This window comes from Myxococcus sp. NMCA1 (assembly GCF_026810205.1).
Classification (GTDB): Bacteria; Myxococcota; Myxococcia; order Myxococcales; family Myxococcaceae; genus Myxococcus; species Myxococcus xanthus_A.
Map to the genome: position 1 here is coordinate 9311866 of NZ_CP113950.1, position 22995 is coordinate 9334860.

A 22995-nucleotide genomic window follows, 5' to 3' on the forward strand; every position below is an offset into this window, starting at 1 on the left:
GCCATGTTCCTGCCCTTCTTCTACGAGCTGCGCCGGCGCGGGCTGAAGGTCGGCGCCCAGGAGGCGCTGGCGCTGGCCGGCGCGCTGCGAGCGGGCCTGCACGACAGCCACCTGGACGGCTTCTACCATGTGGCCCGGGCGCTGCTCGTGCACTCGGAGACGCAGCTGGATGCGTTCGACCAGGCCTTCCTCGCGCACTTCCAGGGCGTGGAGACGGCGAGCCTGGAGCTGACGCAGGAGCTGCTCAACTGGCTGGAGGAGGCGCGCGAGCGGCCCGACCTGAGCCCCGAGGAGGTCGCCCTGCTGGAGCAGTTGGACCCGGAGGAGATTCGCCGGCTGTTCGAGGAGCGCCTGAAGGAGCAGAAGGAGCGCCACGACGGCGGCAACCGCTGGGTGGGCACCGGCGGTACGTCTCCCTTCGGCAACAACGGCTTTGGCCGCGAGGGCATCCGCGTGGGCGGCGGCGCGGGCAACCGCCAGGGACGCGCGCTGATGCAGGCCGGGGCCCGGAGGTACGCCGGCTACCGCGACGACGTGGTGCTGGACACCCGGCAGATGGCGGTGGCGCTGCGCAAGCTGCGCGCCTTCGCCCGGGACGGCGCGCCGGACGAGCTGGACGTGGACGAGTCCATCGCCGCCACCGCGCGCAACGCCGGTGAGCTGGAGGTGGTGACTCGGCCGCCGCGCCGGCCCAACACGCGCGTGGTGCTGGCCATGGACGTGGGCGGCTCCATGGACCCGTACGCGGCGCTGGTGAGCCGGCTGTTCAGCGTGGCCAGCCAGGCGACGCACTTCAAGGAGTTGCGCACCTACTACTTCCACAACTGCGTCTACGGAAAGCTCTACGCCACGCCGCAGCTCACGGGCGGAATCACGGTGCCGGAGCTGGTGGCCCAGGTGGGACGGCACCACAAGCTGGTGATGGTGGGGGATGCCTCCATGGCGCCCTACGAGCTGTCCATCCGCACCGACGCGCAGGGGCACTACAAGACGGACGGGCTGGAAGGGCTGACGTGGCTGATGCAGTTGGCGCAGCACTTCGAGCGCAACGTGTGGCTCAACCCGGAGCCCATGGGCACGTGGCGCACGGGGACCATCTCCGTGATTGCCCGCATCTTCCCCATGTTCGCCCTGACGGTGGAGGGCCTGGGTGAAGCCGTCACGCACCTGACACGGGGCCGCACCGTCAGGGGCGCGGCGGCGCGGCGCTGAGGCGTGTCCGTAGGCGCGCGGGATTCATTCCCGTGCCCTACAGGGCAGGAATTCCGGGTGTGCCCGTGGACTGGCGGACGGCCGGGCGAGCCCCAGCGCATTTGGTGCAGCACCTGGAGCGTCACTTGCGGCATGGTGCGCGCGCACGCGAGCGGGACCGCGAGGACACCATGACAACCGACAAGCAGGACGTGCTGGCCATCAACACCATCCGCACCCTCGCCATGGATGCGGTACAGCAGGCCCACTCGGGCCACCCGGGGGCTCCCATGTCCCTGGCCCCCGTGGCGTACCAGCTCTGGCAGCAGGAGCTCCGGTATGACCCGTCCCACCCCATCTGGCCGGACCGGGACAGGTTCATCCTGTCCAACGGCCACGCCTCCATGCTGCTGTACGCGCTGCTCCACCTGGCCGGGGTGAAGCGCGTCACGCGGGAGTACACCGTCGAGGACGCGCCCACCGTGTCGCTCGAGGACATCAAGAAGTTCCGGCAACTCGACTCGTCCACCCCGGGCCACCCCGAGTACCGGTGGACCAGCGGCGTGGAGACGACCACCGGCCCCCTGGGCCAGGGCGTGTCCAACAGCGTGGGCATGGCCATGGCCAGCCGCTGGCTCGCGAGCTACTACAACCGCCCCGGCTTCGAGATGTTCGGCTACGACGTCTACGCCATCTGCGGCGACGGCGACCTGATGGAAGGCGTGGCGTCCGAGGCGGCGTCCATCGCCGGCCACCTCCAGCTGCCCAACCTGTGCTGGATCTACGACAGCAACCACATCTCCATCGACGGCAGCACCGACCTGGCCTTCACCGAGGACGTGGGCCGGCGCTTCGAGGCCTACGGCTGGCGCGTGCTGCGCGTGCCGGACGCCAACGACTTGAACGCCATGGGTGAGGCGCTGCGCACCTTCAAGACGGCGCGCGGCAAGCCCACGCTCATCATCGTCACCACCCAGATTGCCTACGGCGCGCCCAAGCTCCAGGGCTCCTCCAAGGCCCACGGCGAGCCGCTGGGCGACGAGGAAATCAAGGGCACCAAGCGCTTCTACGGCTGGCCCGAGGACGAGAAGTTCCTGGTGCCCGACGGCGTGCGCGAGCGCTTCCAGGAGCGCATGGGCGCTCGGGGCAAGCAGCTGCGCACGGAGTGGGAGCAGAAGTTCGCCGAGTACCGCAAGCAGTTCCCCGAGCTGGCCGACCAGTTGGAGCGCATGCAGCGCCGCGACGCGCCCCAGGGCTGGGACGCGGAGCTGCCGACGTTCCCCGCCGACGCCAAGGGACTGGCCACGCGCGACTCCAGCGGCAAGGTGCTCAACGCCATCGCCAAGCACTACCCGTGGCTGGTGGGCGGCTCGGCGGACCTCAACCCGTCCACGAAGACGTACATCACCGGCGGGGAGGCGATGAAGCCGGGCGAGTACGCGGGGCGCAACATCCACTTCGGCGTGCGCGAGCACGCGATGGGCTCCATCGTCAACGGCCTGTGCCTGAGCAAGCTGCGCGGCTACGGCGCCACGTTCCTCATCTTCAGTGACTACGAGCGCCCCGCCATCCGCCTGTCCGCGCTGATGGAGCTGCCCGCCATCCACATCTTCACCCACGACTCCATTGGCGTGGGCGAGGACGGCCCCACGCACCAGCCGGTGGAGCAGCTGGCGTCGCTGCGCGCGATTCCCGGCATCATCGTGCTGCGCCCCGGTGACGCCAACGAGGTGGTCGAGTCGTGGCGGGTGATTGCCCAGCAGCGCAAGCACCCGGTGGTGCTGGTGCTCACGCGCCAGCCCGTGCCCACGCTGGACCGCAGCAAGTTCGGCGCGGCGTCCGGCGTGGCTCGCGGCGGCTACGTGCTGTCCGAGGCGGAGGGCGGCAAGCCGGAGGTCATCCTCATCGGCACCGGCAGCGAGGTGTCGCTGTGCCTGGACGCCCAGGAGAAGCTCAAGGCGGACGGCATCCCGGCGCGCGTGGTCAGCCTGCCGTCGTGGGAGCTGTTCGAGGAGCAGTCCCAGGAGTACCGGGACAGCGTGCTGCCTCCGTCCGTGCGCGCCCGCGTCGCGGTGGAGAAGGGCGCAACCTTCGGATGGGAGCGCTTCGTGGGGCATGACGGCAACATCGTCGCCATGCGCAGCTTCGGCGCCTCCGCGCCCATCAAGGCGCTGCAGCAGAAGTTCGGCTTCACCGCGGACCACGTGGCCCAGCAGGCGAAGGACTCGCTGAAGAAGACGAAGACGCGGCCGTAGCCCGCAAAAAGAAAGAGCCTCGGACCGTCCCCCAACGGTCCGAGGCCTTCGGGCCTTTTCGGCATCCAGGTGCTCGTCCTGGCGGACTCATGGCGCGGAGAGGCGCGACCCCCGTCGCGTCCCAGCCCCCCGGCTGGGGTTCCCCCCACGCCATGAGCCCATCAGGTCACTTCAACGTCGTTCCCGGCTGCCTCGTGGGCGTGAGCGTTGCGTCCCCCCGGTCGCATCCCGGTTCCCCCGAACCGGCTTCCGCTCGCGCCTTCAAGTCCTCCAGGTCCGACTGACTCGTTCGCTCGGGAGGTTCGCCCCCCAGCGCCTGGCCCCCCGGCCAGGCCCCCCGTGCTTCGAGCCCCGCTCCGTGTTGGAGCGTGATGTCCTGTCCTATTGCGCGTGGCGTGCCACACACCGGTCCCGGTGGGCCCGCTTGAGCGTCCCGAGTCTTTTCAGTGGGTTATGAATTCGGGTGCCCTTCTCACGGGGCCGTGCGGGGTGGTGACAACTGTCATCACCGGTGACAACCGTCATCACCGGGATGGCCCTCAGGTGGTGACTCTTGTCACCGGTGGCCCATCCCGGGCGGAGCGCGTGACACCTTGGCAACGGCGGGGCGGGGCTTCCAGCGCGCGGGCCTACAGCCCTCCGCGCAGCTCCAGTTCGCTCCAGAGCGCGCCGTCACGCTCCCGCAGCAGGAAGGTGAGGCGGCCCTGGTGGAAGCCTCGCACCGGCGCCTCCGGGTCCGGGAAACCGGGGGGCAGCTTCCAGTCCGCGGGCTGAAGGCCGCTCGCGGGGATGGGGCGCTCGCGGCGCAGCTCGCCCACCTCCGCGTCCGTGAGCGTCCGCACGCGGGCCCAGGGCAGCAGCTCGCGTCCGTGCAGCCACACCCGTTGCTCCAGCCCCGGGTCCTCCCACGGGCCAATCGCCGTGCGCCGCAGGGTGGACAGGTGCGCGCCGCAGCCCAGCGCGCGCCCCACGTCGCGGGCCAGCGAGCGCACGTAGTAGCCCCCGCGGCAGCTCAGCCACAGGCGGCTGGCGCGCGGCAGGTCGTGGGACAGCCAGCGCGCGGCGTGCAGGTACACGCGCGAGGGTGGTAGCTCCACGACTTCTCCCCGGTGCGCCTTCCGGTAGGCGGGCTCGCCCCCCACCTTCTTCGCGCTGGTGGCCGGAGGCACCTGTTCCCGCCAGCCCACGAAGGACGCCAGCGCCGCGTCCAGGCTTTCCGGCGTCAGCGCCGCCGTGTCTCCCTGGCAGACGGGCCGGCCGTGCAGGTCCCCCGTGTCCGTCTCCGTGCCCCAGACGACCTCCGCCTCGTAGACCTTGGGCACGGCGTGCAGCAGCTCGAACAGGCGCGGCGCCTGCCCCACCAGCACCAGCAGCAGCCCTTCCGCGAAGGGGTCCAGCGTCCCGCCGTGGCACACCGGTATCCGCTTGCCCGGCTGCGCGGCCTTCGCCTCCTCCATGAACCGCTGCACCACCGAGAAGCTCGTGGCGCCCACCGGCTTGTGGACCCGGTAGATGCCCGGACTCAGTTTCCCTCCCACCGCGACCCTCCTGTGGCCTCCCACCCTACCCTGGCCGGGAGTGCGGTGGCGGAAGGTCGCGCCCCCGCCGCGTCCGCAATGAAAGACACTTCATGCCGCGCGCCTGCAAGGCCAGGACCATTTCCCGCCCCAAACAAGCAACCGCTGCATTGCCCGTCCTTTGGCATTCATCTGGCAATCATCTCGAATCGCGAACGCCATGACAGGCGTATGCCTGCGTGCAGGTGCAGGACGGCCATCCCCGCAGTGCCTCGCATTACCCCATGAGGAGTGTCTCCATGACGTCCCCGCTTCGCCCGGGCTGGGCCCTGCTGTCCGCCCTGACCCTGCTGTTGTCCGCCACCACCGGCTGTGATGACGACCCGCCTCCGCCCGTTCCCGACGCTGGGCAGCAACCCACGGACTCCGGCACGGACGCGGGTTCCGAGGACGCGGGCACCGAGGACGCCGGGACGGACGCGGGTCCCGAGGCGCCCTGGGACGGGGGCTACACCGTGCTGGACGACCCGGGCGACTGGATTGACCGGGGCGCGTTCTCCGCGTGCCGCTTCACCGTGGAGAACCCCAGCCTCGAGGCCTGCGCGGATCCGGCGAACTTCGACATGTCGTCCTGCAATGCGGACCAGCTCGCCGCGGTGGAGCAACACGGCATCTATGTGGGCGACGGGCGGTCGGAGAGGCTGCTCGCGGATGGGGGCACGTCCGTCACGCCGGGCAGCGCCGCCTTCCAGCTCTTCGCGGATGGGGGGCCCGACAAGGTCATGGGCATTCCCGTCACCACGCGGATGACGACCGGCGGCACATTCTTCCTCTCCGGCAGACAGTCGAATCCCTACACCGGAGAGCGCGTCGTCTCGGTGGCGGGCTGTGAGACGCCCAGGCCCGACGTCATCACCGGCTGCTATGTCCGTTGCACTGAGACGCCCCGGTCCTCCTCCCGGAGCATGGGCACCTTCGAGGCCGAGCGGGCGGAGCGGCGCGGCGAAGCCGAGTCGTCCGGCGGGATGCAGCTCGTCGCCGAGTACTTCGTGGACCTGGGCGTGCCGGTGGATGTCTACGTCACCCAGGGCCACGCCTATGTGGTGTCCACCGACGAGGCCGGCCGCTTCGGCGGGCTCACCGTCTTCGACGTGAGCGACCCGGCGCATCCCTTCTTCAAGACATCCATCAGCCTGCCGGGCGACTCGTATTGGAACGGCGTGTGGGCGAAGGGCGACGCGCTGTATGTCGCCAGCGCCGACACCGGCGTCTCCGTTTTCGACATCTCCAACCCAGGGTCACCGGAGTTCGTCCTCACCCTGCCGGGCAACGGCTACACCAACGTGCACACCGTCCTGGTGGATGGGGACCGTCTGTATGCGTCCGACATCACTGACTTCGTGGGCAGCACCCGCGTCTACGACATCAGCACGCCGCTGGCGCCCGTCCTGCGGCAGGTCATCACCCTGCCGGAGATGTACTCGCTCGGCGGGCCCCATGACTTCTTCGCGTACGAGGGCCGCCTCTACATCAGCAACGCCTCCGGCGGTTACTCCATCGTGGACGTCAGCGACCTGGAGAACGTGCAGCACCTGGGGCAGTACTTCTACCCGGGGTTCGGTGGCTTCGCGCACCACAGCGCGGTGGGCACCTTCGCGGGCCGCACCATCGCCTTCGAGGGCGGCGAGTTTCCGGGTTCGCACCTGCGCGTGCTGGACGTCACCGACCCGGCGAGCATCGTGAAGATTGGCGAGCACCGCATGCGGTACTCCACTTCCATCCACAACATGATTCTCAAGGGCGAGCGGCTGTACGTCGCCTGGTACCACGAGGGCGTGCGCGTGCTGGACGTGGCCAACCCCACCCAGCCCCGGCAGGTGGCGCACTTCAACACCTTCAGGGAGACGGACCCGCACCGGGCGGGCGGCGCCTTCGAGGGCGCCATTGGCATCCGCCTGCCCGGAGATGGGTACGTCTACGTCGTGGACACGTCGCGCGGGCTGCTCATCTTCAACGAGCCGTGAGCCAACCGGGGGCGCCTCTTCGCGGCGCCCGCGATGGCCTCACATGCTGAACACAGGGCGTCCGCGGAACGATGCGGGCGCCCATTCTCCTCCTCCAGAGGCTGCACCTCATGTCTGTTCGTACCGCATGCCCGTTGCTGACGCTCGTTTGCGCCGTGTCGTTGTCCGCCTGTTCTTCGTCGGAGCCCCCGCCCCCCACGCCGCCTCCCGAGCCACCGGCGTATAACGGCCCCTGGGCGGTGCTTCCGGAGATGGGGGAATGGGTGGACCCCGGGGCCTTCGAGTCTTGTCCCGCGCAGACGTCCCAAGCGGCGTGCAACGCGCCGGAGACACTGGTGATGCAAGACTGTGACTTCGGCTCGCTCGCGGGCCTGGAGCGGCAGGGCGCCATCTACCGCGCGGAAATCCGGTACGAGACCCAGGTACAGCCCGGCACCGTACAAGTCCTCCCGGAGAACGGTGGTTTCCAGTTCGATGCCTCGGGCCAGCCCATGTCCGTCATGGGGCGCAAGCCCCATGCAGCCACCATGAATGGCGAGCGGTTCTTCATCTCCTCCGGACCCACGAGCCAAACCAATCTCCAGGACCGCTACACATTCATCGGCTGTCACGCCCAGGGTCCACGGAGCCTCACCGGCTGCGTTCTCTGGTGCCGAGGCAGCACCCTGCGCCATAGCGGTAGCTTCCGCGCCGAGCGCATGACGTGGCGAGAGGGCGAGCCCGAGTCCGCCAACCTCCAGCTCCTGTCCGAAATGCCCGTGGGCCTGGACACGCCTGTGGACGTGTATGTCACCCACGGCCACGCCTATGTCGTGGCCATCGACCGGCGAGGAGTCGGCGGCGGCCTCGCCGTCTTCAACGTGAGCAATCCCTACATTCCCGTCCAGCAGACGGTCATCAAGTTCGCCAACGACGGGTACTGGAATGGCGTCTGGGCCAAGGACAACGCGCTCTACGTCGCCAGCGCTCACTCCGGCGTGTTCGTGTTCGACCTGGCAAACCCCGCGTTGCCTGCCTTCCTGCGCAACTACCCGGGCGGCAGCCGCATCGATGTGCACACCCTCTTCGTGGATGGGAACCGGCTCTATGCCATGTCGCCCTCCCAGAAGCAGACGCTCATCTTCGACATCACCCAACCGCTGGAGCCTCAGTTCCTCACCCACTTCACGTATCCCAGAAGTACGGGCTACCCGCATGACGCCTTCGCGTATGAAGGGCGCCTCTACATCAATCACCTCAACGATGGCTTCCTCATCGCAGGGCTGGACGGCGAGACGCCGGAGTTGCTCGGCCGATACACCTATCCCCATGCCTTCAGCCACGCCAACGCGGTGGGTACCTTCAATGGCCGCACCGTGGCCTTCGAGGGCGGAGAGACCATGGGCTCCCATATCCGCGTGCTGGACGTCACCGACCCGGCGAACATCGTGAAGATTGGCGAGTACCGGCTGCGCGGCCTCACCTCCGTCCACAACATGCTGCTGGTGGGCACGCGGCTGTACGTCGCGTACTACCATGAGGGTGTGCGCGTATTGGACGTGTCCAATCCCTCGCAGCCTCGCGAGATCGCGCACTACAACACCTTCCGCGAGTCAGACCCGAACCGGACAGACAAGCTGACCGACGGCGCCATCGGCATCCGCGTGCCGGGGGACGGCCGCATCTACGTGGTGGACACGTCGCGCGGGCTGCTCATCTTCAACGAGCCGTAGCCCTGGGGCTCACGCCTCGATGCGGTTGCGGCCGTTCTCCTTCGCGCGTAGCAACCGCGCGTCCGCGGTCCGCAGCAGCGCCTCCACCGTGTCGCCGTCCCCCGGCGACACCGCGATGCCCGCGCTGAAGGTGACGTGGAAGGGCTCGCCGGTGTCGCCGTCGAAGGTCATCTCCGACAGCTCCGCCGCGGTGCGGGCGAGGATTTCCGAGGCGCTGCCCGCGCCCTCCCCCAAGAGCCCCACCACGAACTCCTCCCCACCCCAGCGGCCCCGCACGTCCTCGCGGCGGAAGCGCGCGCCCAGCAGCCGGCCCAACCACATCAACACGCGGTCGCCCGCCAGGTGGCCGTAGCGGTCATTCACCTGCTTGAAGTGGTCCACGTCCAGGAAGCACAACGCCAGCGGCTTTCCCTGGCGCCGTGACTCGGCCAACCGGGCACGGAGCCCGTCCAGGAAGGGCCGTCGCAGCAGCAGGCCCGTCAGCCCGTCCCGCTCCGCCCGCTCGCGCGACAGGCGCGTGCGCTCCAGCCGGGCCTGCACGCGCGCGCGCAGCTCCTCGCGCAGCACCGGCTTGGAGAGGTAGTCATCCGCCCCCGCCTGGAAGGCCGCCAGCCGGAACTCCAGCCCCAGGTGCGCGGTAATCAGCAACACCGGCAGCTCCTGCCACTCCGGCGTGGAGCGCAGAATCCGGCACAGGTCGAAGCCGCTGGGCCCCGGCATCTGCACGTCCAACAGCAGCAGGTCCGGCCGGTGCTGCGCCAGCGCCTCCATCAGCCCGTGCGCGTCGTTCAGCCCCACCACCTCAATCTGGTCGCTGGCCAGGGCCTGCGTCAGCGCGGCGATGGCGTCCGGGTCGTCATCCACCACCATCACCCGCGCGCGCTCCGGGCGGCGCGCCGCCACCATGCGCTCGGCCGCGGCGGAGAAGTCCCGCGCGGTGAAGGGCCGTGGCAGGAAGAGGGACGCCCCCGCGTGCGCCGCCGCCACCCGTTCCTCCAGCACGTCCCGGGCACCCGTGACGGCCAGCGGCAGCACGGGCAGGCTCTCCTCCGCGCGCAGCGCATGCGCCACGGCCAGGCCGCCCAGTGGACCGCCCAGGTCCAGGTGGACCAGCACACCATCCACCCACTGCCGCCGCGCCACCTCACACGCCGCGTCCGCCGTGCGCGCCGTCACCACGCCCACGCCCACCTGTCGCCCCATGCGCTCCGCTTCGGCCAGCAGCTTCGCGTCCTCGTCCACCACCAGCAGCACACCCTCGGAGGATTGCGGCGGCGCGGCGGCGGGCTTCACCGGTACGGAGGCCGCGGCGGCCAGCGTGCGGAAGGACGCGTCCAGCGCCGCCACATCCACGGGCGCCCCGGCCCGGGCCGGCAGCAGCACCGCCTCCAGCTGGCCCGCCCGGATGCTCACCTCCGCGAAGCCGTAGCTGCCCGCGGTGCCGTGCAACTTGTGGACAACCGTGTAGGCCTCCTCCAGCGCCGCCGCGTCACCTCCGCGCCCGCGGACGAGCAGCGCCTCCAGCGCCGCCACCTTCTCCTTCAGCCGGGCGCCGTACTCCGCGTTGAGCGACGCTAGGCTGGCGGCCAGGTCGTCCACCTCCACGTCCACTTCCTCCGCCTCCTCCAGCGCCTCGGGCGGCGGTGGAGGCGGCAGCGCGGGCGCGGGGAAGAGCTGGTTCACCCAGACGAGCAGCTCCTCCGGCTTGTAGGGCTTGTGGATGATGCGCACCACGCCCAGCTGCCGCGTCAGCAGCTCGTGGCTCTTCAAATCCTTCCAGAAGGCGGAGGCGAAGAGGATGGGCAGCTTGGGCTGCGTCTTGCGCAACTCACGGATGAAGTCCGCGCCCGTCATCCCCGGCAGCAGGCCGTCCACGATGGCGGCGTCCACCGGCACGCGCGCCAACACGGCCTGCGCCTCCGCCGCGCTGCGCGCGGGCTCCACGCGGTAGCCCTTCTCACGCAGGAAGGTGCCCACCAGGGACTGCAAATCCTTGTCGTCCTCCAGGAACAGGAGCGTCCTGCTGTTCATGAGGGGTGTGCCTTTCTCGCCAGCAGGCCGTTGAGGAGGTCACGCACGGAGGAGACCAGCTCCTCTTCAGAGGCGCGCGACTTGGTGAAGTGCCGGGTGATGCCCAGGGTGAGCTGCCGCTCATCCATGCGCGTCAAATCCCGGCCCGTGAAGACGATGAGCGGCGTGGCGCGGCCCTTGCCCTGACGGAGGATGTCGACGACCTCGAAGCCGTCCAGGCGCGGCAGGCCGACGTCCAGGACGATGAGGTCCGGTGTCGTCTCGCGCGCGAGCTCCACCGCGCTCTCGCCGTCCGCCGCCTCGAAGACCTGCACGCCCAGCCGCTCCATCTGCGCGCACAGCGTGCGCCGGGTGCTGGCGTCGTCATCCACCACCAGCACGCGCGCCTGGCCCGGCTGCCGCGTGGCGTAGCGCAGCGACTTGAGCAGCCGTGACTCCTCCAGCGGCCGGGGCATCCAGTCCACCCAGTGCGGAACGCCCTCCGCTTCGTCCGAGCGGCCGGACAACGCCAGCACCGGCAGCTCGTGCGTGCGCGGCTGTTCGCGCAGGCGCCGCACCCAGTCCAGCGCGTGCCCTTCCGGAAGCTGCATGTCCACCACCAGCGCGTCCGGCAGGGACGTGTCCAGGTGCTTCGCCGCCTCGATGAGACTGGTGGCGCGCAGCACGCGGTAGCCTTCGTGCGCGAGGAGCCCGCCCAGCAGCGACGCCAATTCCGCGTCCGCGGTGGTCACCAGCACCTCATGGCGGGACGCGTCCTCGGGGATGACGGGCGGCGACGTGACGGACGCGGGCCGGGCCGACTCCAGCGTGAAGGTGAAGGTGGAGCCCCGGCCCTCCTCGCTCTCCACGGAGATGCGGCTGCCGTGCTGCTCCACGATGGCCTGGGAGATGGCCAGCCCCAGACCCGTGCCCCCCTTGGAGCGCGTATCCGAGCTGTCCAGTTGCTGGAAGCGGCCGAAGAGGCGCGCACGCTGCTCCTGGGAGATGCCGGGGCCCTGGTCCACCACACTGAAACGCACCCGCCCGTCCGCCTCTTCCCCCACGCGCACCGTCACCCCCGCGCCCTGCGGGGAGAACTTCACCGCGTTGGACACCAGGTTGGTGAGCACCTGCACCAGCCGGTCCCGGTCCGCCTTCACCTGCGGCGTGCCCGTCACCTCGGCGTGGAGCGATACACCCGCGCCGTCCGCCATGCCTCGGACGCCCGCGAAGGTGGACTCCACCAGGTCCGCGCATTCCGGCGTGGAGACCTTCAGCTCCAGCTTGCCCGCCTCCATCTTCTCCAGGTCGAGGATGTCGTTGATGAGCCGGATGAGGCGTTCGGTGTTGGTGCGGGCGATGCGCACCATGTCCAGCGCCTGGGGCGGAATATCGCCCACGATGCCGCCCTCCAGCAGGCCCAGGGAGCCGCGGATGGAGGTGAGCGGCGTGCGCAGCTCATGGCTGACGGTGGAGATGAACTCGTTCTTCATCCGCTCCACCGCCTTGCGCTCGGTGATGTCGCGAACGAAGACGGTGTAGCGAGGCGGGCCGTCTCCGGGCACGCGGACGATGGTCAGCTCCGCGGGGAAGGTGCTGCCATCCATGCGCAGGCACGGGGACTCCAGCCGCGTGGCCTGCCCCGACGCGGTGTTCCGCCCCGCGGCCAGCACCTTCTGGCGGGCACCGTCCGGCAGCTCCGCCGGGAGCGCCACGGAGAGGAAGTTGCGGCCCACCACGTCCGCGGCGACCACCTGGAAGGTCTTCTGCGCCGAGGGGTTCAGCTCCAGCAAGTCCCCGCCGCCGTCCAGCAGGAGGATGCCGTCCGGAGAGGCCTCCAGAATCGCGGCCTTGCGTGCCTCGCTGGCGCGCAGCCCTTCGTTGGCGGCGGACAAGGCCTTGGTGCGTTCCTCCACCCGCCGCTCCAAATCCGTGTTGAGCGCGGCCAGGTCGGCGGTGGCCCGCGACAGCCGCACCATCACCACCAGCACGTAGGCCACCAGTGCCAGCGAGACGATGAAGAAGATGATGCGCGAGCGCTCGTTGCGCTCCTGCGTGCGCTCGTAGAGCTCCAGGTAGGTGCTGATGAGGCGGTCCGCCCGCGTGCTGGCGGTGCCCTCCAACAGGGCCTGGACGGCCGCGTCCGCCTCTTCCTTCTCACCCCGCGCGTCCGCGGCGTGGGCTCGCTCCAGCAGCGCGGCGCTCTCCTCCAGCGCGCTGACGAACAGGTCCAGCGCCGCGTTCATCGTGCGCCGGTCCATGGCGGACAGGAAGGAGGGGAACTGCCGCAGCGCGTCCGCGCGAGCCCTCAACGCGGCGAAGTCCTCCGGGTCCGAGCCGTGGAGCGTGCGCAGGCCCATGCGTTCGCGCAGCACGTCCATCTCCAAATCGCCGCTGGCCACGCGCAGGTGCCGCAGCGCGCTGCGGTAGCGGTCATTGTCGGAGGTGGCCCACGGACGGCCCATGGCGAACAGGCCGCACAAGAGCAGCAGCGCGCCCGCCGCCAACACGCCCGAGCGACGGGAGAGGCGAAGCCCCTGACTCACCCTGGCACCAGCTTGCGAATCTCCTGGGGCAACGTCATCGGGTCGAAGGGCTTCCCGATGACGCCCAACGCCCCCAGCTCCAGGTAGCGGGCGACCTCCTGCTTCTGGATTTTCGCCGTCATGAAGATGATGGGCGTGTGCGCAGTGGCCTCCTCGGCGCGCAGCCTGCCGAAGGTGGTGGGCCCGTCCATGCCCGGCATCATCACGTCCAGCAAGATGAGGTCGGGCTTCTCCGCGCGGGCCTTCTCCAGGGCCTCCGCGCCGGACGCGGCGAGCACCGTCTGCCATCCCCCCACACGGCTGAGGCTGAGATTGCCGATGGTGCGGATGTCATCTTCATCGTCAACGAGCATCACCTTGCGAAGGGTCGTCATGGCTGAGGCGGGACTCTACCAGGGCGGCAGTGCCCGGAAGCGGCCGCAACAACGCCAGGAATTGGCCCGTCTTACGGAACAGTCCGTTACCAGCCACCCCGGTTAGCACTGCGGGAGCGGCAGGGCGCTACGGCGCGCCCGTAAGCACGCGCCCGTCGTACACCCGGATGAAGCCCCCGTCCTGGTCCCTGATGGCGCTGAAGCCACCGGTCACCACGACATGGCCTGCTGGGGTGAGCGCGAGGCCGCTGATACGGACCGGGCCTCCCGCCCCCGTGCTCCCCTCGACGTAGGTCACCAGGCCGAGAGCGCGGGTCGTGAGGTTCATCGCCGAGAACCAGCCCCGGCCAATCTCCGTTCCGTCCCCGAGGAGCTCGTGCCCGCCGACGAGCAGCGTGCCAGTGGGCGAGAAGGTCTGCAGGGTGACCACGCCCGGCCCGTTTTGGACCGTCGCAGTCCACTGCGTCATCCCATTCGCGCCAATCCACCGCTGGTTGAAGCCCCAGGTGGACTGGTAGTCGGGGACGACGGTGCTCGTCGCGCCGTCGGCGTTGACGGCGAAGAGGTCCCAGGCGGCCTGCGTCTCCCACCGGATGGCGCCCTCGGCGCTGTACTTCCGGAGGTAGGACTTCACGAACACCGACGCCCCAGACGTCGTGTTCCGGTTGAACACGCTGCCGGCCAGATAGACTTCCCCCTGGGCATTCACCTCCAGGCCGGAGGCGTAGTTGAACTGGCCCTCATTGAAGAGCAGGCTCCAACGCTCGGCCCCCTGCGGCGAGAGGGCGATGAGCTTGAGCTGACGCGCGTGCTCGACATTGCCCTGGCTCAACAGCACGTAGACGTGCCCGTTGGCGCTCACCGCGAGCTCGTGCCAGCTGGGATATTCAACGGCCTCTGAAGAGGTCCACAGCACCTGCCCGTTCGTGCCGTACCGGGTCACCCGCCCGGAGTACTCCACCACGTAGGCATCGCTCGCGCCATCCAGGGCCATCTCCACCCCACCGCTCAGGGGGACCGACCAGAGCATCCGCCCGGTGCTGTTGAGCCGCGTCAACTGCCCGGCCTCCAGGACGACGATGTCGCCACCGGCCGAGACCGCCACGCTCCGGGGGTGGGAACTCACCCGCGCCTCCCACCGAAGGAGGGGCTCGAGTTCCTCCAGGGAGACGACCTTCGTCCCGTCGATGACGAGCGAGCAGCCGCCGCCCGCCACCACGGTGCAGTCCCCGCCCCAAGTCGGAAACCCCGCCGGCGCGGTCCGGAGGGTCACCTGCGCCTTGCGGACCGGCACCTTGCACGGCTCGCCGCAGGACCAGCCGTCCCCCTCGGCCACCACGTGCGCTCCGGCACCGGGCAGGCTCCGCACCTCCACATAGCCGACGCCCATGCCCTTGAGGACCGCACTGTCCACATTGGGAGCGCCCTCCACCTTGAGGTGGGCCTCGCTCGGCCCCGCCAGCCGGGGCGAGAACCGCACCCGCACCTCGCACTCCATGCCCGCGTCGAGGAAGCGCTCGCAGGTGTTGGCGGCGATGGTGAACCCGCTGCCCTCCACCTTGACGGACACGGACTCCACCGCCGACGGAGACGCATTGCGCACGGTGAAGAGGTGCTCGGGGGATGTCTGGCCCACCTCCAGCTCACCGAAGTCGACCGCCTCCCGGTCGATGATGAGCACGGCCGGCTTCTGTTCGTCGTCGGAGCACGCGGCGGAAATGACAGACGCGCTGAGCAACAGGGCGAGCAAAGGCTTGCGAAGCATGCGCGACCTTCTATGCGAGCCCATGTCCGCGTGACAAGTGACGACCCTGGCCCCACTCCGCATGGTGCCTGCGAGGATGATGCACATGCGTCTGTCATTGCCCGGCGGGCGGGGAGGCAGCCCGGCGTGGCCCCGACCACCCGGGCTCCGTGGGAGACGGGGACGAGGCGCCCAGGAACCGGCGCGCCTTGGCGGGTCCGGCGCGGAAGGCGGGCGGACGGACGGGCGTCCGTCGTGGCCCATCAGTCAGCCGCCAGAAAGGCGCCTGTTCGTTGACTCCTGGCGGCTCCAGAATCTTTGTGACGCGGCGGACGCATCCGCGCTGTTAACTCAATACACCCGCGCTGGGGTACGGAGGAGACACATTTGGGGGGGGCCGAGACAGCCGGAGACGCGCGCTACCAGGAGCTGTTCAACGGAGCGGATGTCTCCCTCTGGGAGGAGGACTTCACCGCCGTTTCGGCCGCGCTCGACGGCCTGCGTGCCTCCGGCGTCCAGGACCTGCGTGCCTGGCTCGCGGCGCGTCCCAGGTTCGCGATGGAGGCCGCGGAGTGGGTGAAGGTCGTGGATGTGAACGAGGCCACGGTGCGCCTGCTCGAAGCGCGTACCCGGGATGAGGTGCTTCGCACCTTGTCCGTGTCCCGGTCCCGCGTCTTCGTTCCGGAGACGTCGAAGGCCTTCACCGCCGAGCTCCTCCTGTTCTGGGAAGGCGGCACGCGGCTGGAGGTGGAGACCGAGCTCCAGACCCTGGGGGGCCGCCGCATCGAGGTGATGCTCACCCTGACCCGGCCGTCGAGGGAGCGGAGCGACCGGGTCTTCGTCACCATGCGGGAGGTCACCGCGCAGAAGGCGTCCCAACGGGCGCGCCAGGAGAGCGAGGCCCGCTTCCGGAACATGGCGGACCACGCGCCGGTGATGCTGTGGGTGACGGACGTCACCGGCCGCTGCATCTACCTCAGCCGGACCTGGTACGAGTTCACCGGACAGACGGAGGCAGAAGGCCTGGGCTTCGGCTGGCTCAAGGCCGTGCATCCCGACGACTCCGAGCATTCAGGGGCGGTGTTCCTCGGCGCCAATGCGCGGCGCAGCCCCTTCCGGCTCGACTACCGGCTGCGGCGCAAGGATGGTGAGTACCGGTGGGCCATCGACTCGGCCAGCCCCCGCTTCGGGCTGGACGGCGAGTTCCTGGGCTACATCGGCTCCGTCATCGACATCTCCGAGCGGAAGCAGGTCGAGCAGGACCGCGAGCGGCTGCTGACCGCCATGGACGAGGCCATCCGGCTGCGCGACGAGTTCCTCGCCGTGGCCAGCCACGAGCTCAAGACGCCGCTGACGCCGCTCAACCTGAAACTCCAGACGTTGGCGCGGGCCGCCCAGGAGCGGCGCGGACCGGAGCTGCTGGAGCGGCTGCCCGCGGACCTGGAGGTCATGCAGCGGCAGGTGAAGCGGCTGTCGACACTGGTGGGTGAGCTGCTGGACGTGACGCTCATCAGCAGCGGTCAGCTGCGCCTGGAGCCGGAGCCGGTGGACCTGGGAGCGCTGGTCCAAGAGGTGGCCGCGCGCTTCGAGGGCGAGTCACAGCGCACCGGGACGCCCATCCAGGCGGAGTTGGACGAGGTGGTGGTGGGGCAGTGGGACCGGATGCGGCTGGAGCAGGCGGTGTCGAACCTCCTCGCCAACGCCCTGAAGTACGGCGTGGGTCACCCCGTTCACCTGCAGGCCGGAAGGACGGCGGAGCACGCCTGGTTCAGCGTCCGTGACGAAGGCATTGGCATCCCCCTCGATGCGGTGGGCCGCATCTTCGAGAAGTTCGAGCGCGCCGTCTCCGAGCGGCACTATGGCGGACTGGGGCTGGGGCTGTACGTCACGCGGCAGAACGTCCGGGCCATGGGTGGAACCATCGACGTGCGAAGCACGCTGGGCCAGGGCGCCACCTTCACGGTGCGCCTGCCCTGCCAGGTGTCCAGCGAGAGCGCGGCGCGGGAAAAGGCGTCATGAAGCGCTCCCAGACCGTGGAGGAAGTGCCGCGCGGCGGCGCGCGTGCTGCCGCGTGCTGCAAGGCAACGCGCGGAGTTCGAGCAGCAGCTCGCAACCCGCTCAGCGCGATTCATCTGAGCTGAGCGCTAGCCCGTCGCCCGGCGCTTGCGCGCCGCACGCGCGGCGGGCTTCGCCGGGGTGGCGGGCGCCGGAACCACCGGCTGAGGCAGCACGGTGACGACGGCGTTCACCACCCGGGACACCGCGCGGAGCTGACCGGGCTCGAGCTCCCGCAGCTTGCGCGTCATGCGGCGCAGCTCCACCGGGTCTTCCTTCACCGTCTTGCGAGGCGTGGCGGGCGCCCCGTCGGGACGGCCTACGCCCAGCAGCGTGTCCGCAGAGACCTGAAGCACGTCACACAGCCGGCGCAGCGTCTGGGTCCGGGGCAGCATCTTCCCGCGCTCCAGGCGGCTGTAGACCTCCATGGCCATGCCCATGCGTTCGGCGACGTCGCCCTGGGTGAGGCCCAGACGCAGGCGGGCGTCACGCGCGGCACCTCCCAGCACGGCTGCCAGTTTGTGGTCGACGGGCTCACGCATGACGGCCGAGGGTCGCACGCTCGCCGGGTCCTGCAAGTTTCCAATCGCCCCCCTGGCGCATCCCCTCCCCCGAAACCTACCTCCCAAGTCAGGACACTACCTCAAAGGGCAAACGTCATGCTATGGACCTCCCAGGTTGAATCATGACGCCACCCACAATGACAGCCGCTGGAACCACGTCTGAATTGGACCTCCAAGGTCCTATGGGAGTCCATCCGTGATGCCGGGAGAGGACCTGCACCCGCTGATGCTCCAGGACTCAGAGGAGGTGGGGGCCTTCCGCATCGTCCGGCGGCTGGCCACCGGGGGCTTTGGCGCCATCTTCCTGGCCGAATCCGAGACGCACCGGCAGGTGGCGCTGAAGTTCGCGCTCCAGGGCCCTTCGGAGGAGGACTCGCCCGGGGCGGACGCGCGGACCTGGAAGGAGGTCCACGTCCTCATGCGACTGGAGCACCCCAACGTCGTGGAGCTGCTGGGCTACCGGCGGTGGCCGGATGCGCGCGATGGCTACCTGGTCCTCATCATGGGCTACGTGGAGGGCCCCACCCTGTCCGAGTGGGCCCTGTCCGCGCAGCCCACGCCCCGGCGCGCGGTGCAGGTGTTCCAGCAGTTGGCGCTCACGCTGGATGCCATCCACCGCGCGGGCGTGCTCCACCGCGACATCAAGGGCAACAACATCATCATCCGCGCGTCGGACGGACAGCCGGTGCTGGTGGACTTCGGCTCGGGGGACCATGCGTGCTCGCCCGTGCTGACCGAGGACACCCTGCCGCCGGGCACGCCCAGCTATCGCAGCCCGGAGGCCCTGCGCTTCTGGGCCCAGCCTCGGCCGGCGGGCTCGCGTTATGCGTTCGCGCCCACGGATGATCTCTACTCGCTGGGGCTGGTGCTCTACGAGGTGCTCACCGGGAGCTTTCCCTATCCGGCGCAGCTGCCGCCCGCCGGGCTGCTGGCCAGCATCGAGTCCGGTGGCTTTCCCCCGCCCTCTGTCCGCAACCCGCGCGTCCCGAAGGCGCTGGACGCCATCGTGGCGCGCCTGCTGTCGCCCTCCGCGGCGGGGCGGCCTCCTTCGGGTGCGGCCCTGTTCGATGCGCTGGACGCGGCGCTGGCGGGCGCGGACTCGGCCTGGGATGAGCACCTGTTTCCGCCCCTCGCTCCCGAGGAGGCCGTCACCGAGGAGGCGCTGGAGTTCTTCGACGGGGACGAGGAGGCGCGCGAGCTGCGCCGCTGGATGCGTGTCCCGGAGCGAGCGCGCCCGCCAGCCTCCTTCGCGCCTCCCACCGAGCCCACCTCACCCTGGGCCTTGACGGAGGTCCGCGCGAGCACCGGGTGGCGGCGGTGGCGGGACGCGCTGAAGCGGCTTCTGGCCACGCTGCGCTCGTGGCGCTGAGCCGGCGCGCCATTCCTTGGGAGGGGCCTGGGCGCCTGGCCCTCCGGGAAATCCATTCATTTTCATTCAACCTCAGAGGTCCATGAGCCCATGATGACGCCTGACACGACGACGGAGGAGCTTCCTGGAGGTCCGCGCAGACCACGCGTGCTGTTCACCGTGGCCGGCACGGTGTTCGAGTTCGTCCGCAAGCTGGAGATGCGCTCCACGGGGGAACTGCTGATGCTGGCGCAGCGCCGCTACCGCAATGGCCTGAGCGGCCCGGTGGTGGTGAAGCGGCTGCGGAACCCAGCCACCTTCGTTGAGCGGCGACGGCTGGTGGAGGAGGTGGACCTCACGTTCCGGCTCAACCATCCCGCCATCGCCAAGGTGATGCTGCTGAAGCTCTACCGCGGCGCGCCTCACATCGTGATGGAGTACGTGGAAGGGCGTTCGCTGGACACGGTGTTGAACCTGGCGGCCATGCGGCGGCGGCCCCTGTCCGCGGAGTTCGCGGCGCACGTGACGGCGGAGGTGGCGGAGGCGCTGAGCCATGCGCACGGCCTCACGGATGAGTGGAGCCGGCCGCTGCACATCGTCCACCGGGACGTGAGCCCGCGGAACATCCGCGTGGGCGTCCATGGCGAGGTGAAGCTGACCAACTTCACGGTGGCGGCCTCGTCGCTCTCCGGGCGCGAGGTGACGAGCCGGGAGCTGGTGAAGGGTGACATCGCCTACGCCTCGCCCGAGGCCCTGCGGCGACGGAAGGTCGATGCCCGGTCGGACCTGTTCTCACTGGGACTGGTGCTGCTGGAGCTGCTGACGGGCCGGCACCCGTTGATGGTGGATGACCTGGCGCCCGTGCTGGAGTCGGAGCCTCTGGAGCTTCACGCGCAAGGGCCCACGTGGATGCCCGTGAAGGAGGTGGCGGCGCGGATGGCCCAGGTGGGCCCGGAGCAGGTGGAGCGATTGGCGGCGGGTGTCGCCGAGCCTTTGCGGGCCATCCTGCTGCGGGCGCTGCAGCAGAATCCCTCGGAGCGGTTCCAGACGGGCGCGGAGATGGCGGAGGCGCTGCGTGCGTGGCTGGATGCGCAGGGAGGCCACCGGGGACGTCAGGCCATCGCGCAGGAGGTGGAGCAGGCCGCCGTGGAGGCGACGGTCCGGCGCAACCAGGCGGAGCTGCTCGAGGGCGGGCTGCATCCGGAAGGACTGACGGTGGAGGAAGCGGCCCTGGCCGGAGAGCCCTCGTCCGAGACGCCCCTGGGCGAAGCCGCGGGGTCCGCGGTCCGATTGTCACAGGTGGCCGAGCTGACGCTGGAGGCGCGCATCACCCAGACGGTGGAGCCAGCAGCGGACGCGCGGCACGCCGCCACGGAGGCTCCCGCGCTCGCGACACGGCTCGACGGCGCCCACACGGAGGCACGCTCGCATCCGGGCCTCGAAGCGCCCACCACTCCGGTGGCGGAGACGGCGCCGCCTCCGCCCGCCCCCGAGGCACCGGACGAGGCACGTCCCAAGGCCTCCTCATCCCAGCCGCCTTCCCCACCGGAGCCCTCTGGCACGGCCCCAGAGGCCACGACGCCTGAGGAGCCCGACACACCGTGACGCGCGTGGCGTCACGGTGGGCTACAGCACACCAGCGCCGTACAGCACGCCCGCCAGCACCAGCAGCGTCACGGCGATGACCGCCACCACGCGCAACGCGGAGATGGGCGCCTCGCCCAACACCACCCGCTCATCCTGCCCGTGCACCAGCACCCGGTACGGCTTGTCGCGGTAGCGGTAAGCCAGCACGTACACGGGCAGGGCCAACCGCTGGGTGCGCAGGCTGAATAGCGCCACGGCGACGTGGATGTTCCGGAAGCGACTGCCCGGAATGACGCCCTGCTGGAGGCGCTCGCCGGCCAGGCGCTCCACCGCCTCCAGCACGCTCCGCCGGGCGCCCGAGCGCGTGGCCTCGAAGCGCTCGACGTGCGCGCCCTCCGGCCCATGGGGCGTGTCCTGACCGGAGCCTCGCTGATAGTGGGGCGCCAACGCCTCGCACTCCCGCACCTTCAACCCGCGCGAGGCCGGCACCGGGATGCCCTCGAAATCGAAGCGCGTCCGGCCCGCGTGCGGCGCCCAGTCCGACCGCCTCGAGCCCGCGTTCGAGTCCGCCGTCCAGCTCACGTCCACGCCCGCGTCGAACATCCACGCCGGCCACCACACCGGGCGCAGCGACTCCAGCGAGGCCTCCTGTGCCAGCCCGGACGGCCGGAAGAAGCCGCCCCGCCCCAGGAAGCCCATCAGCGCGCCGCGCGCGGACTCGGTGTCCACGGTGAAGGGGAGCCAGTGCTGCGCCTGCTCCACCGGGTCCGCCGTCGTCTCCACATGGGTGACGGAGCCGCAGTAGTCACACCGGGGCGCCTTCGCCTCCACGGAGTACTCCACCGCCGCGCCGCAGCTGTCACACCGCACCACGCGGGCCCGCGCGCGCTCCACCGCGGCACGCGGCGGAGGCGGCGCCGTCAGCCCGCAGATGGGGCAACGCAGGTCCTCCGCCTCCAGCGCGCAGTCACAGCGCTGACAGGGCTCCACCCACACCGCTTCGGCGCTCATCGCCCACCTCCCGTGAGCAGCCAGCCCACGGCCAGCACCGCCAGCAGCGCCACCAAGGCGGACAGCACCTTCCATGAAGAGATGGGCGCCTCGCCATGGACGGCCCCCGTCTGCCCGTTGACGAGCACCCGCAGCGGCGGCGCGTCCTCCGCGTACTTCACCGCCAGCACCCAGACGGGCAGCAGGCACACGTCGAGCGCCTCCCAGTCCAGCCGGGACTGATGCTCCAGGCCCCGGTGCGAGTCCCCCGGCATGGAGCGCGACAACAGCCCGCCCACGCGCTCCACCGCTTCCTTCCGGGCCAGCTCCTGACACTGCGCCAACGTGAGCGAGGGCTCCTCCGCCACCCAGCCGGAGATGAGCGCCGGGGTGTAGCGAGCCAGGCCGCGCAGGTCGAAGGGCTCCAGCGCCTCCAGCTCCGCGTTGTCCAGCCCCTTGGACGCGGTGACGAGCACGTCCGCCACGTAGCTGACCAACTCGCCCTCCAGCGAACGCCACTCCGTGCGCGTCACGGTGCGCGTGCGCGTCACCGTCTTTCCGTTCTCCGTCGTCCTATACGTCTCCGTCTCCTGGTAGTTCTCCCCAATGGAGGCGCGGTAGCGCGCCTGCGCCAGCACGCTGTAGAGGTACGCGGGCACGTACACGCCTCGCACCTCGCCCGGCGCGGCGGAGCGGATGCCCGAGCGCGTGAAGCGACTGCGCGAACGCAACCACCGCGCCACATGCTCCTTCGCCGCCATGTGCGTGAGCGCGAAGCCCAGCGCGAAGACGGGCTCGGGCACACCGGGTACCGGAGGACGCTCCACCACGGCGGGCGCGGCACAGTAGGGACAGCGCGTGGTCCGCAGCGCGGGCTCCAGCACCAGACGCGCGCCGCAGGACTGACACCCCAGGTGGAGCAACGGTCCGGCCACGGCGGACGGTGTCTGTTGGGATTGCTCGGCCATCCCGTCAGTCTTGGCGCACCTGACCAGGGACGTCCATCCCGTCCGCTTGCCCACCCTCCTGGCGTGCGTGCCCGTTGGCCCGTTGCCGCCGGCCTGTCCCGTCACGAACGT

15 protein-coding genes are annotated in these 22995 nt (G+C 70.2%); 7 read left to right on the forward strand and 8 right to left on the reverse strand.

All coding sequences use genetic code 11. The features are described from left to right. The first annotated feature begins 3 nt into the window (after positions 1 to 3). Together OZ403_RS38655 and tkt are read left to right on the forward strand one after the other, a co-directional pair. Complete coding sequence (locus OZ403_RS38655; RefSeq protein WP_140796165.1) at positions 4 to 1212, forward strand: vWA domain-containing protein; 1209 nt, start codon at positions 4 to 6, stop codon at positions 1210 to 1212. A 170-nt stretch (positions 1213 to 1382) separates the two neighbouring features. After that, positions 1383 to 3446: a transketolase gene (gene tkt / locus OZ403_RS38660; protein WP_174259396.1), complete on the forward strand. Its 2064-nt coding sequence runs from the start codon at positions 1383 to 1385 to the stop codon at positions 3444 to 3446. A gap of 629 nt (positions 3447 to 4075) precedes the next feature. Here the strand turns inward: tkt and truB are convergent. After that, positions 4076 to 4984 (reverse strand): tRNA pseudouridine(55) synthase TruB, encoded by a 909-nt coding sequence (gene truB / locus OZ403_RS38665; RefSeq protein WP_268783116.1) that lies wholly within the window; start codon positions 4982 to 4984, stop codon positions 4076 to 4078. Between the two features lie 278 nt (positions 4985 to 5262). Between truB and OZ403_RS38670 the strand changes: the two genes are divergently transcribed. Next, positions 5263 to 6987: an LVIVD repeat-containing protein gene (locus OZ403_RS38670; RefSeq protein WP_140878075.1), complete on the forward strand. Its 1725-nt coding sequence runs from the start codon at positions 5263 to 5265 to the stop codon at positions 6985 to 6987. A 71-nt stretch (positions 6988 to 7058) separates the two neighbouring features. Then, positions 7059 to 8699 (forward strand): LVIVD repeat-containing protein, encoded by a 1641-nt coding sequence (locus OZ403_RS38675; RefSeq protein ID WP_268783117.1) that lies wholly within the window; start codon positions 7059 to 7061, stop codon positions 8697 to 8699. A gap of 9 nt (positions 8700 to 8708) precedes the next feature. Here the strand turns inward: OZ403_RS38675 and OZ403_RS38680 are convergent, their stop codons facing one another. From OZ403_RS38680 to OZ403_RS38695, 4 genes are all read right to left on the reverse strand, one after another. Beyond that, positions 8709 to 10730 carry a response regulator gene (locus OZ403_RS38680; protein WP_268783118.1) on the reverse strand — a complete coding sequence of 674 codons (2022 nt, stop codon included), beginning with the start codon at positions 10728 to 10730 and terminating at the stop codon, positions 8709 to 8711. Then, positions 10727 to 13255 carry an ATP-binding response regulator gene (locus tag OZ403_RS38685; RefSeq protein WP_268783119.1) on the reverse strand — a complete coding sequence of 843 codons (2529 nt, stop codon included), beginning with the start codon at positions 13253 to 13255 and terminating at the stop codon, positions 10727 to 10729. Before OZ403_RS38685 ends, OZ403_RS38680 begins: the two co-directional genes overlap by 4 nt. Beyond that, positions 13252 to 13629, reverse strand: a complete 378-nt coding sequence (locus OZ403_RS38690) for a response regulator (RefSeq protein ID WP_140800509.1) — start codon at positions 13627 to 13629, stop codon at positions 13252 to 13254. Before OZ403_RS38690 ends, OZ403_RS38685 begins: the two co-directional genes overlap by 4 nt. Before the next feature lie 127 nt (positions 13630 to 13756). Beyond that, complete coding sequence (locus OZ403_RS38695) at positions 13757 to 15394, reverse strand: hypothetical protein (RefSeq protein ID WP_268783120.1); 1638 nt, start codon at positions 15392 to 15394, stop codon at positions 13757 to 13759. A gap of 366 nt (positions 15395 to 15760) precedes the next feature. On the opposite strand from OZ403_RS38695, the gene OZ403_RS38700 reads away from it, so the two are divergent. Next, complete coding sequence (locus tag OZ403_RS38700; protein ID WP_140796172.1) at positions 15761 to 17392, forward strand: sensor histidine kinase; 1632 nt, start codon at positions 15761 to 15763, stop codon at positions 17390 to 17392. A gap of 125 nt (positions 17393 to 17517) precedes the next feature. On the opposite strand, the gene OZ403_RS38705 is transcribed toward OZ403_RS38700, so the two are convergent. Continuing rightward, positions 17518 to 17970: a helix-turn-helix domain-containing protein gene (locus OZ403_RS38705; RefSeq protein ID WP_174260666.1), complete on the reverse strand. Its 453-nt coding sequence runs from the start codon at positions 17968 to 17970 to the stop codon at positions 17518 to 17520. Positions 17971 to 18190: 220 nt separating this feature from the next. Between OZ403_RS38705 and OZ403_RS38710 the strand changes: the two genes are divergently transcribed. Both OZ403_RS38710 and OZ403_RS38715 read left to right on the forward strand, forming a co-directional pair. Continuing rightward, positions 18191 to 19360 (forward strand): serine/threonine-protein kinase, encoded by a 1170-nt coding sequence (locus tag OZ403_RS38710; RefSeq protein ID WP_140796757.1) that lies wholly within the window; start codon positions 18191 to 18193, stop codon positions 19358 to 19360. 90 nt (positions 19361 to 19450) lie between these two features. Next, positions 19451 to 20944 carry a serine/threonine-protein kinase gene (locus OZ403_RS38715; RefSeq protein WP_268783121.1) on the forward strand — a complete coding sequence of 498 codons (1494 nt, stop codon included), beginning with the start codon at positions 19451 to 19453 and terminating at the stop codon, positions 20942 to 20944. Between the two features lie 21 nt (positions 20945 to 20965). On the opposite strand, the gene OZ403_RS38720 is transcribed toward OZ403_RS38715, so the two are convergent. Both OZ403_RS38720 and OZ403_RS38725 read right to left on the reverse strand, forming a co-directional pair. Continuing rightward, entirely contained in the window at positions 20966 to 21937 is a 972-nt protein-coding gene (locus OZ403_RS38720; RefSeq protein WP_140800511.1) for a zinc ribbon domain-containing protein, read from the reverse strand. Beyond that, positions 21934 to 22884: a hypothetical protein gene (locus OZ403_RS38725; RefSeq protein WP_174259019.1), complete on the reverse strand. Its 951-nt coding sequence runs from the start codon at positions 22882 to 22884 to the stop codon at positions 21934 to 21936. Before OZ403_RS38725 ends, OZ403_RS38720 begins: the two co-directional genes overlap by 4 nt. Between the last annotated feature and the right edge of the window lie 111 nt (positions 22885 to 22995).

Bases quoted from the DNA above. Each gene is read 5' to 3' on its own strand.
- OZ403_RS38655 (WP_140796165.1), top strand. From the start codon at position 4: ATGTTCCTGCCCTTCTTCTACGAGCTGCGCCGGCGCGGGCTGAAGGTC.
- OZ403_RS38710 (WP_140796757.1), top strand. From the start codon at position 18,191: ATGCCGGGAGAGGACCTGCACCCGCTGATGCTCCAGGACTCAGAGGAG.
- OZ403_RS38720 (WP_140800511.1), bottom strand. From the start codon at position 21,937: ATGAGCGCCGAAGCGGTGTGGGTGGAGCCCTGTCAGCGCTGTGACTGC.
- OZ403_RS38670 (WP_140878075.1), top strand. From the start codon at position 5,263: ATGACGTCCCCGCTTCGCCCGGGCTGGGCCCTGCTGTCCGCCCTGACC.
- OZ403_RS38725 (WP_174259019.1), bottom strand. From the start codon at position 22,884: ATGGCCGAGCAATCCCAACAGACACCGTCCGCCGTGGCCGGACCGTTG.
- OZ403_RS38675 (WP_268783117.1), top strand. From the start codon at position 7,059: ATGCGGGCGCCCATTCTCCTCCTCCAGAGGCTGCACCTCATGTCTGTT.
- OZ403_RS38680 (WP_268783118.1), bottom strand. From the start codon at position 10,730: ATGAACAGCAGGACGCTCCTGTTCCTGGAGGACGACAAGGATTTGCAG.
- tkt (WP_174259396.1), top strand. From the start codon at position 1,383: ATGACAACCGACAAGCAGGACGTGCTGGCCATCAACACCATCCGCACC.
- OZ403_RS38715 (WP_268783121.1), top strand. From the start codon at position 19,451: ATGATGACGCCTGACACGACGACGGAGGAGCTTCCTGGAGGTCCGCGC.
- OZ403_RS38705 (WP_174260666.1), bottom strand. From the start codon at position 17,970: ATGCGTGAGCCCGTCGACCACAAACTGGCAGCCGTGCTGGGAGGTGCC.
- OZ403_RS38695 (WP_268783120.1), bottom strand. From the start codon at position 15,394: ATGCTTCGCAAGCCTTTGCTCGCCCTGTTGCTCAGCGCGTCTGTCATT.
- OZ403_RS38690 (WP_140800509.1), bottom strand. From the start codon at position 13,629: ATGACGACCCTTCGCAAGGTGATGCTCGTTGACGATGAAGATGACATC.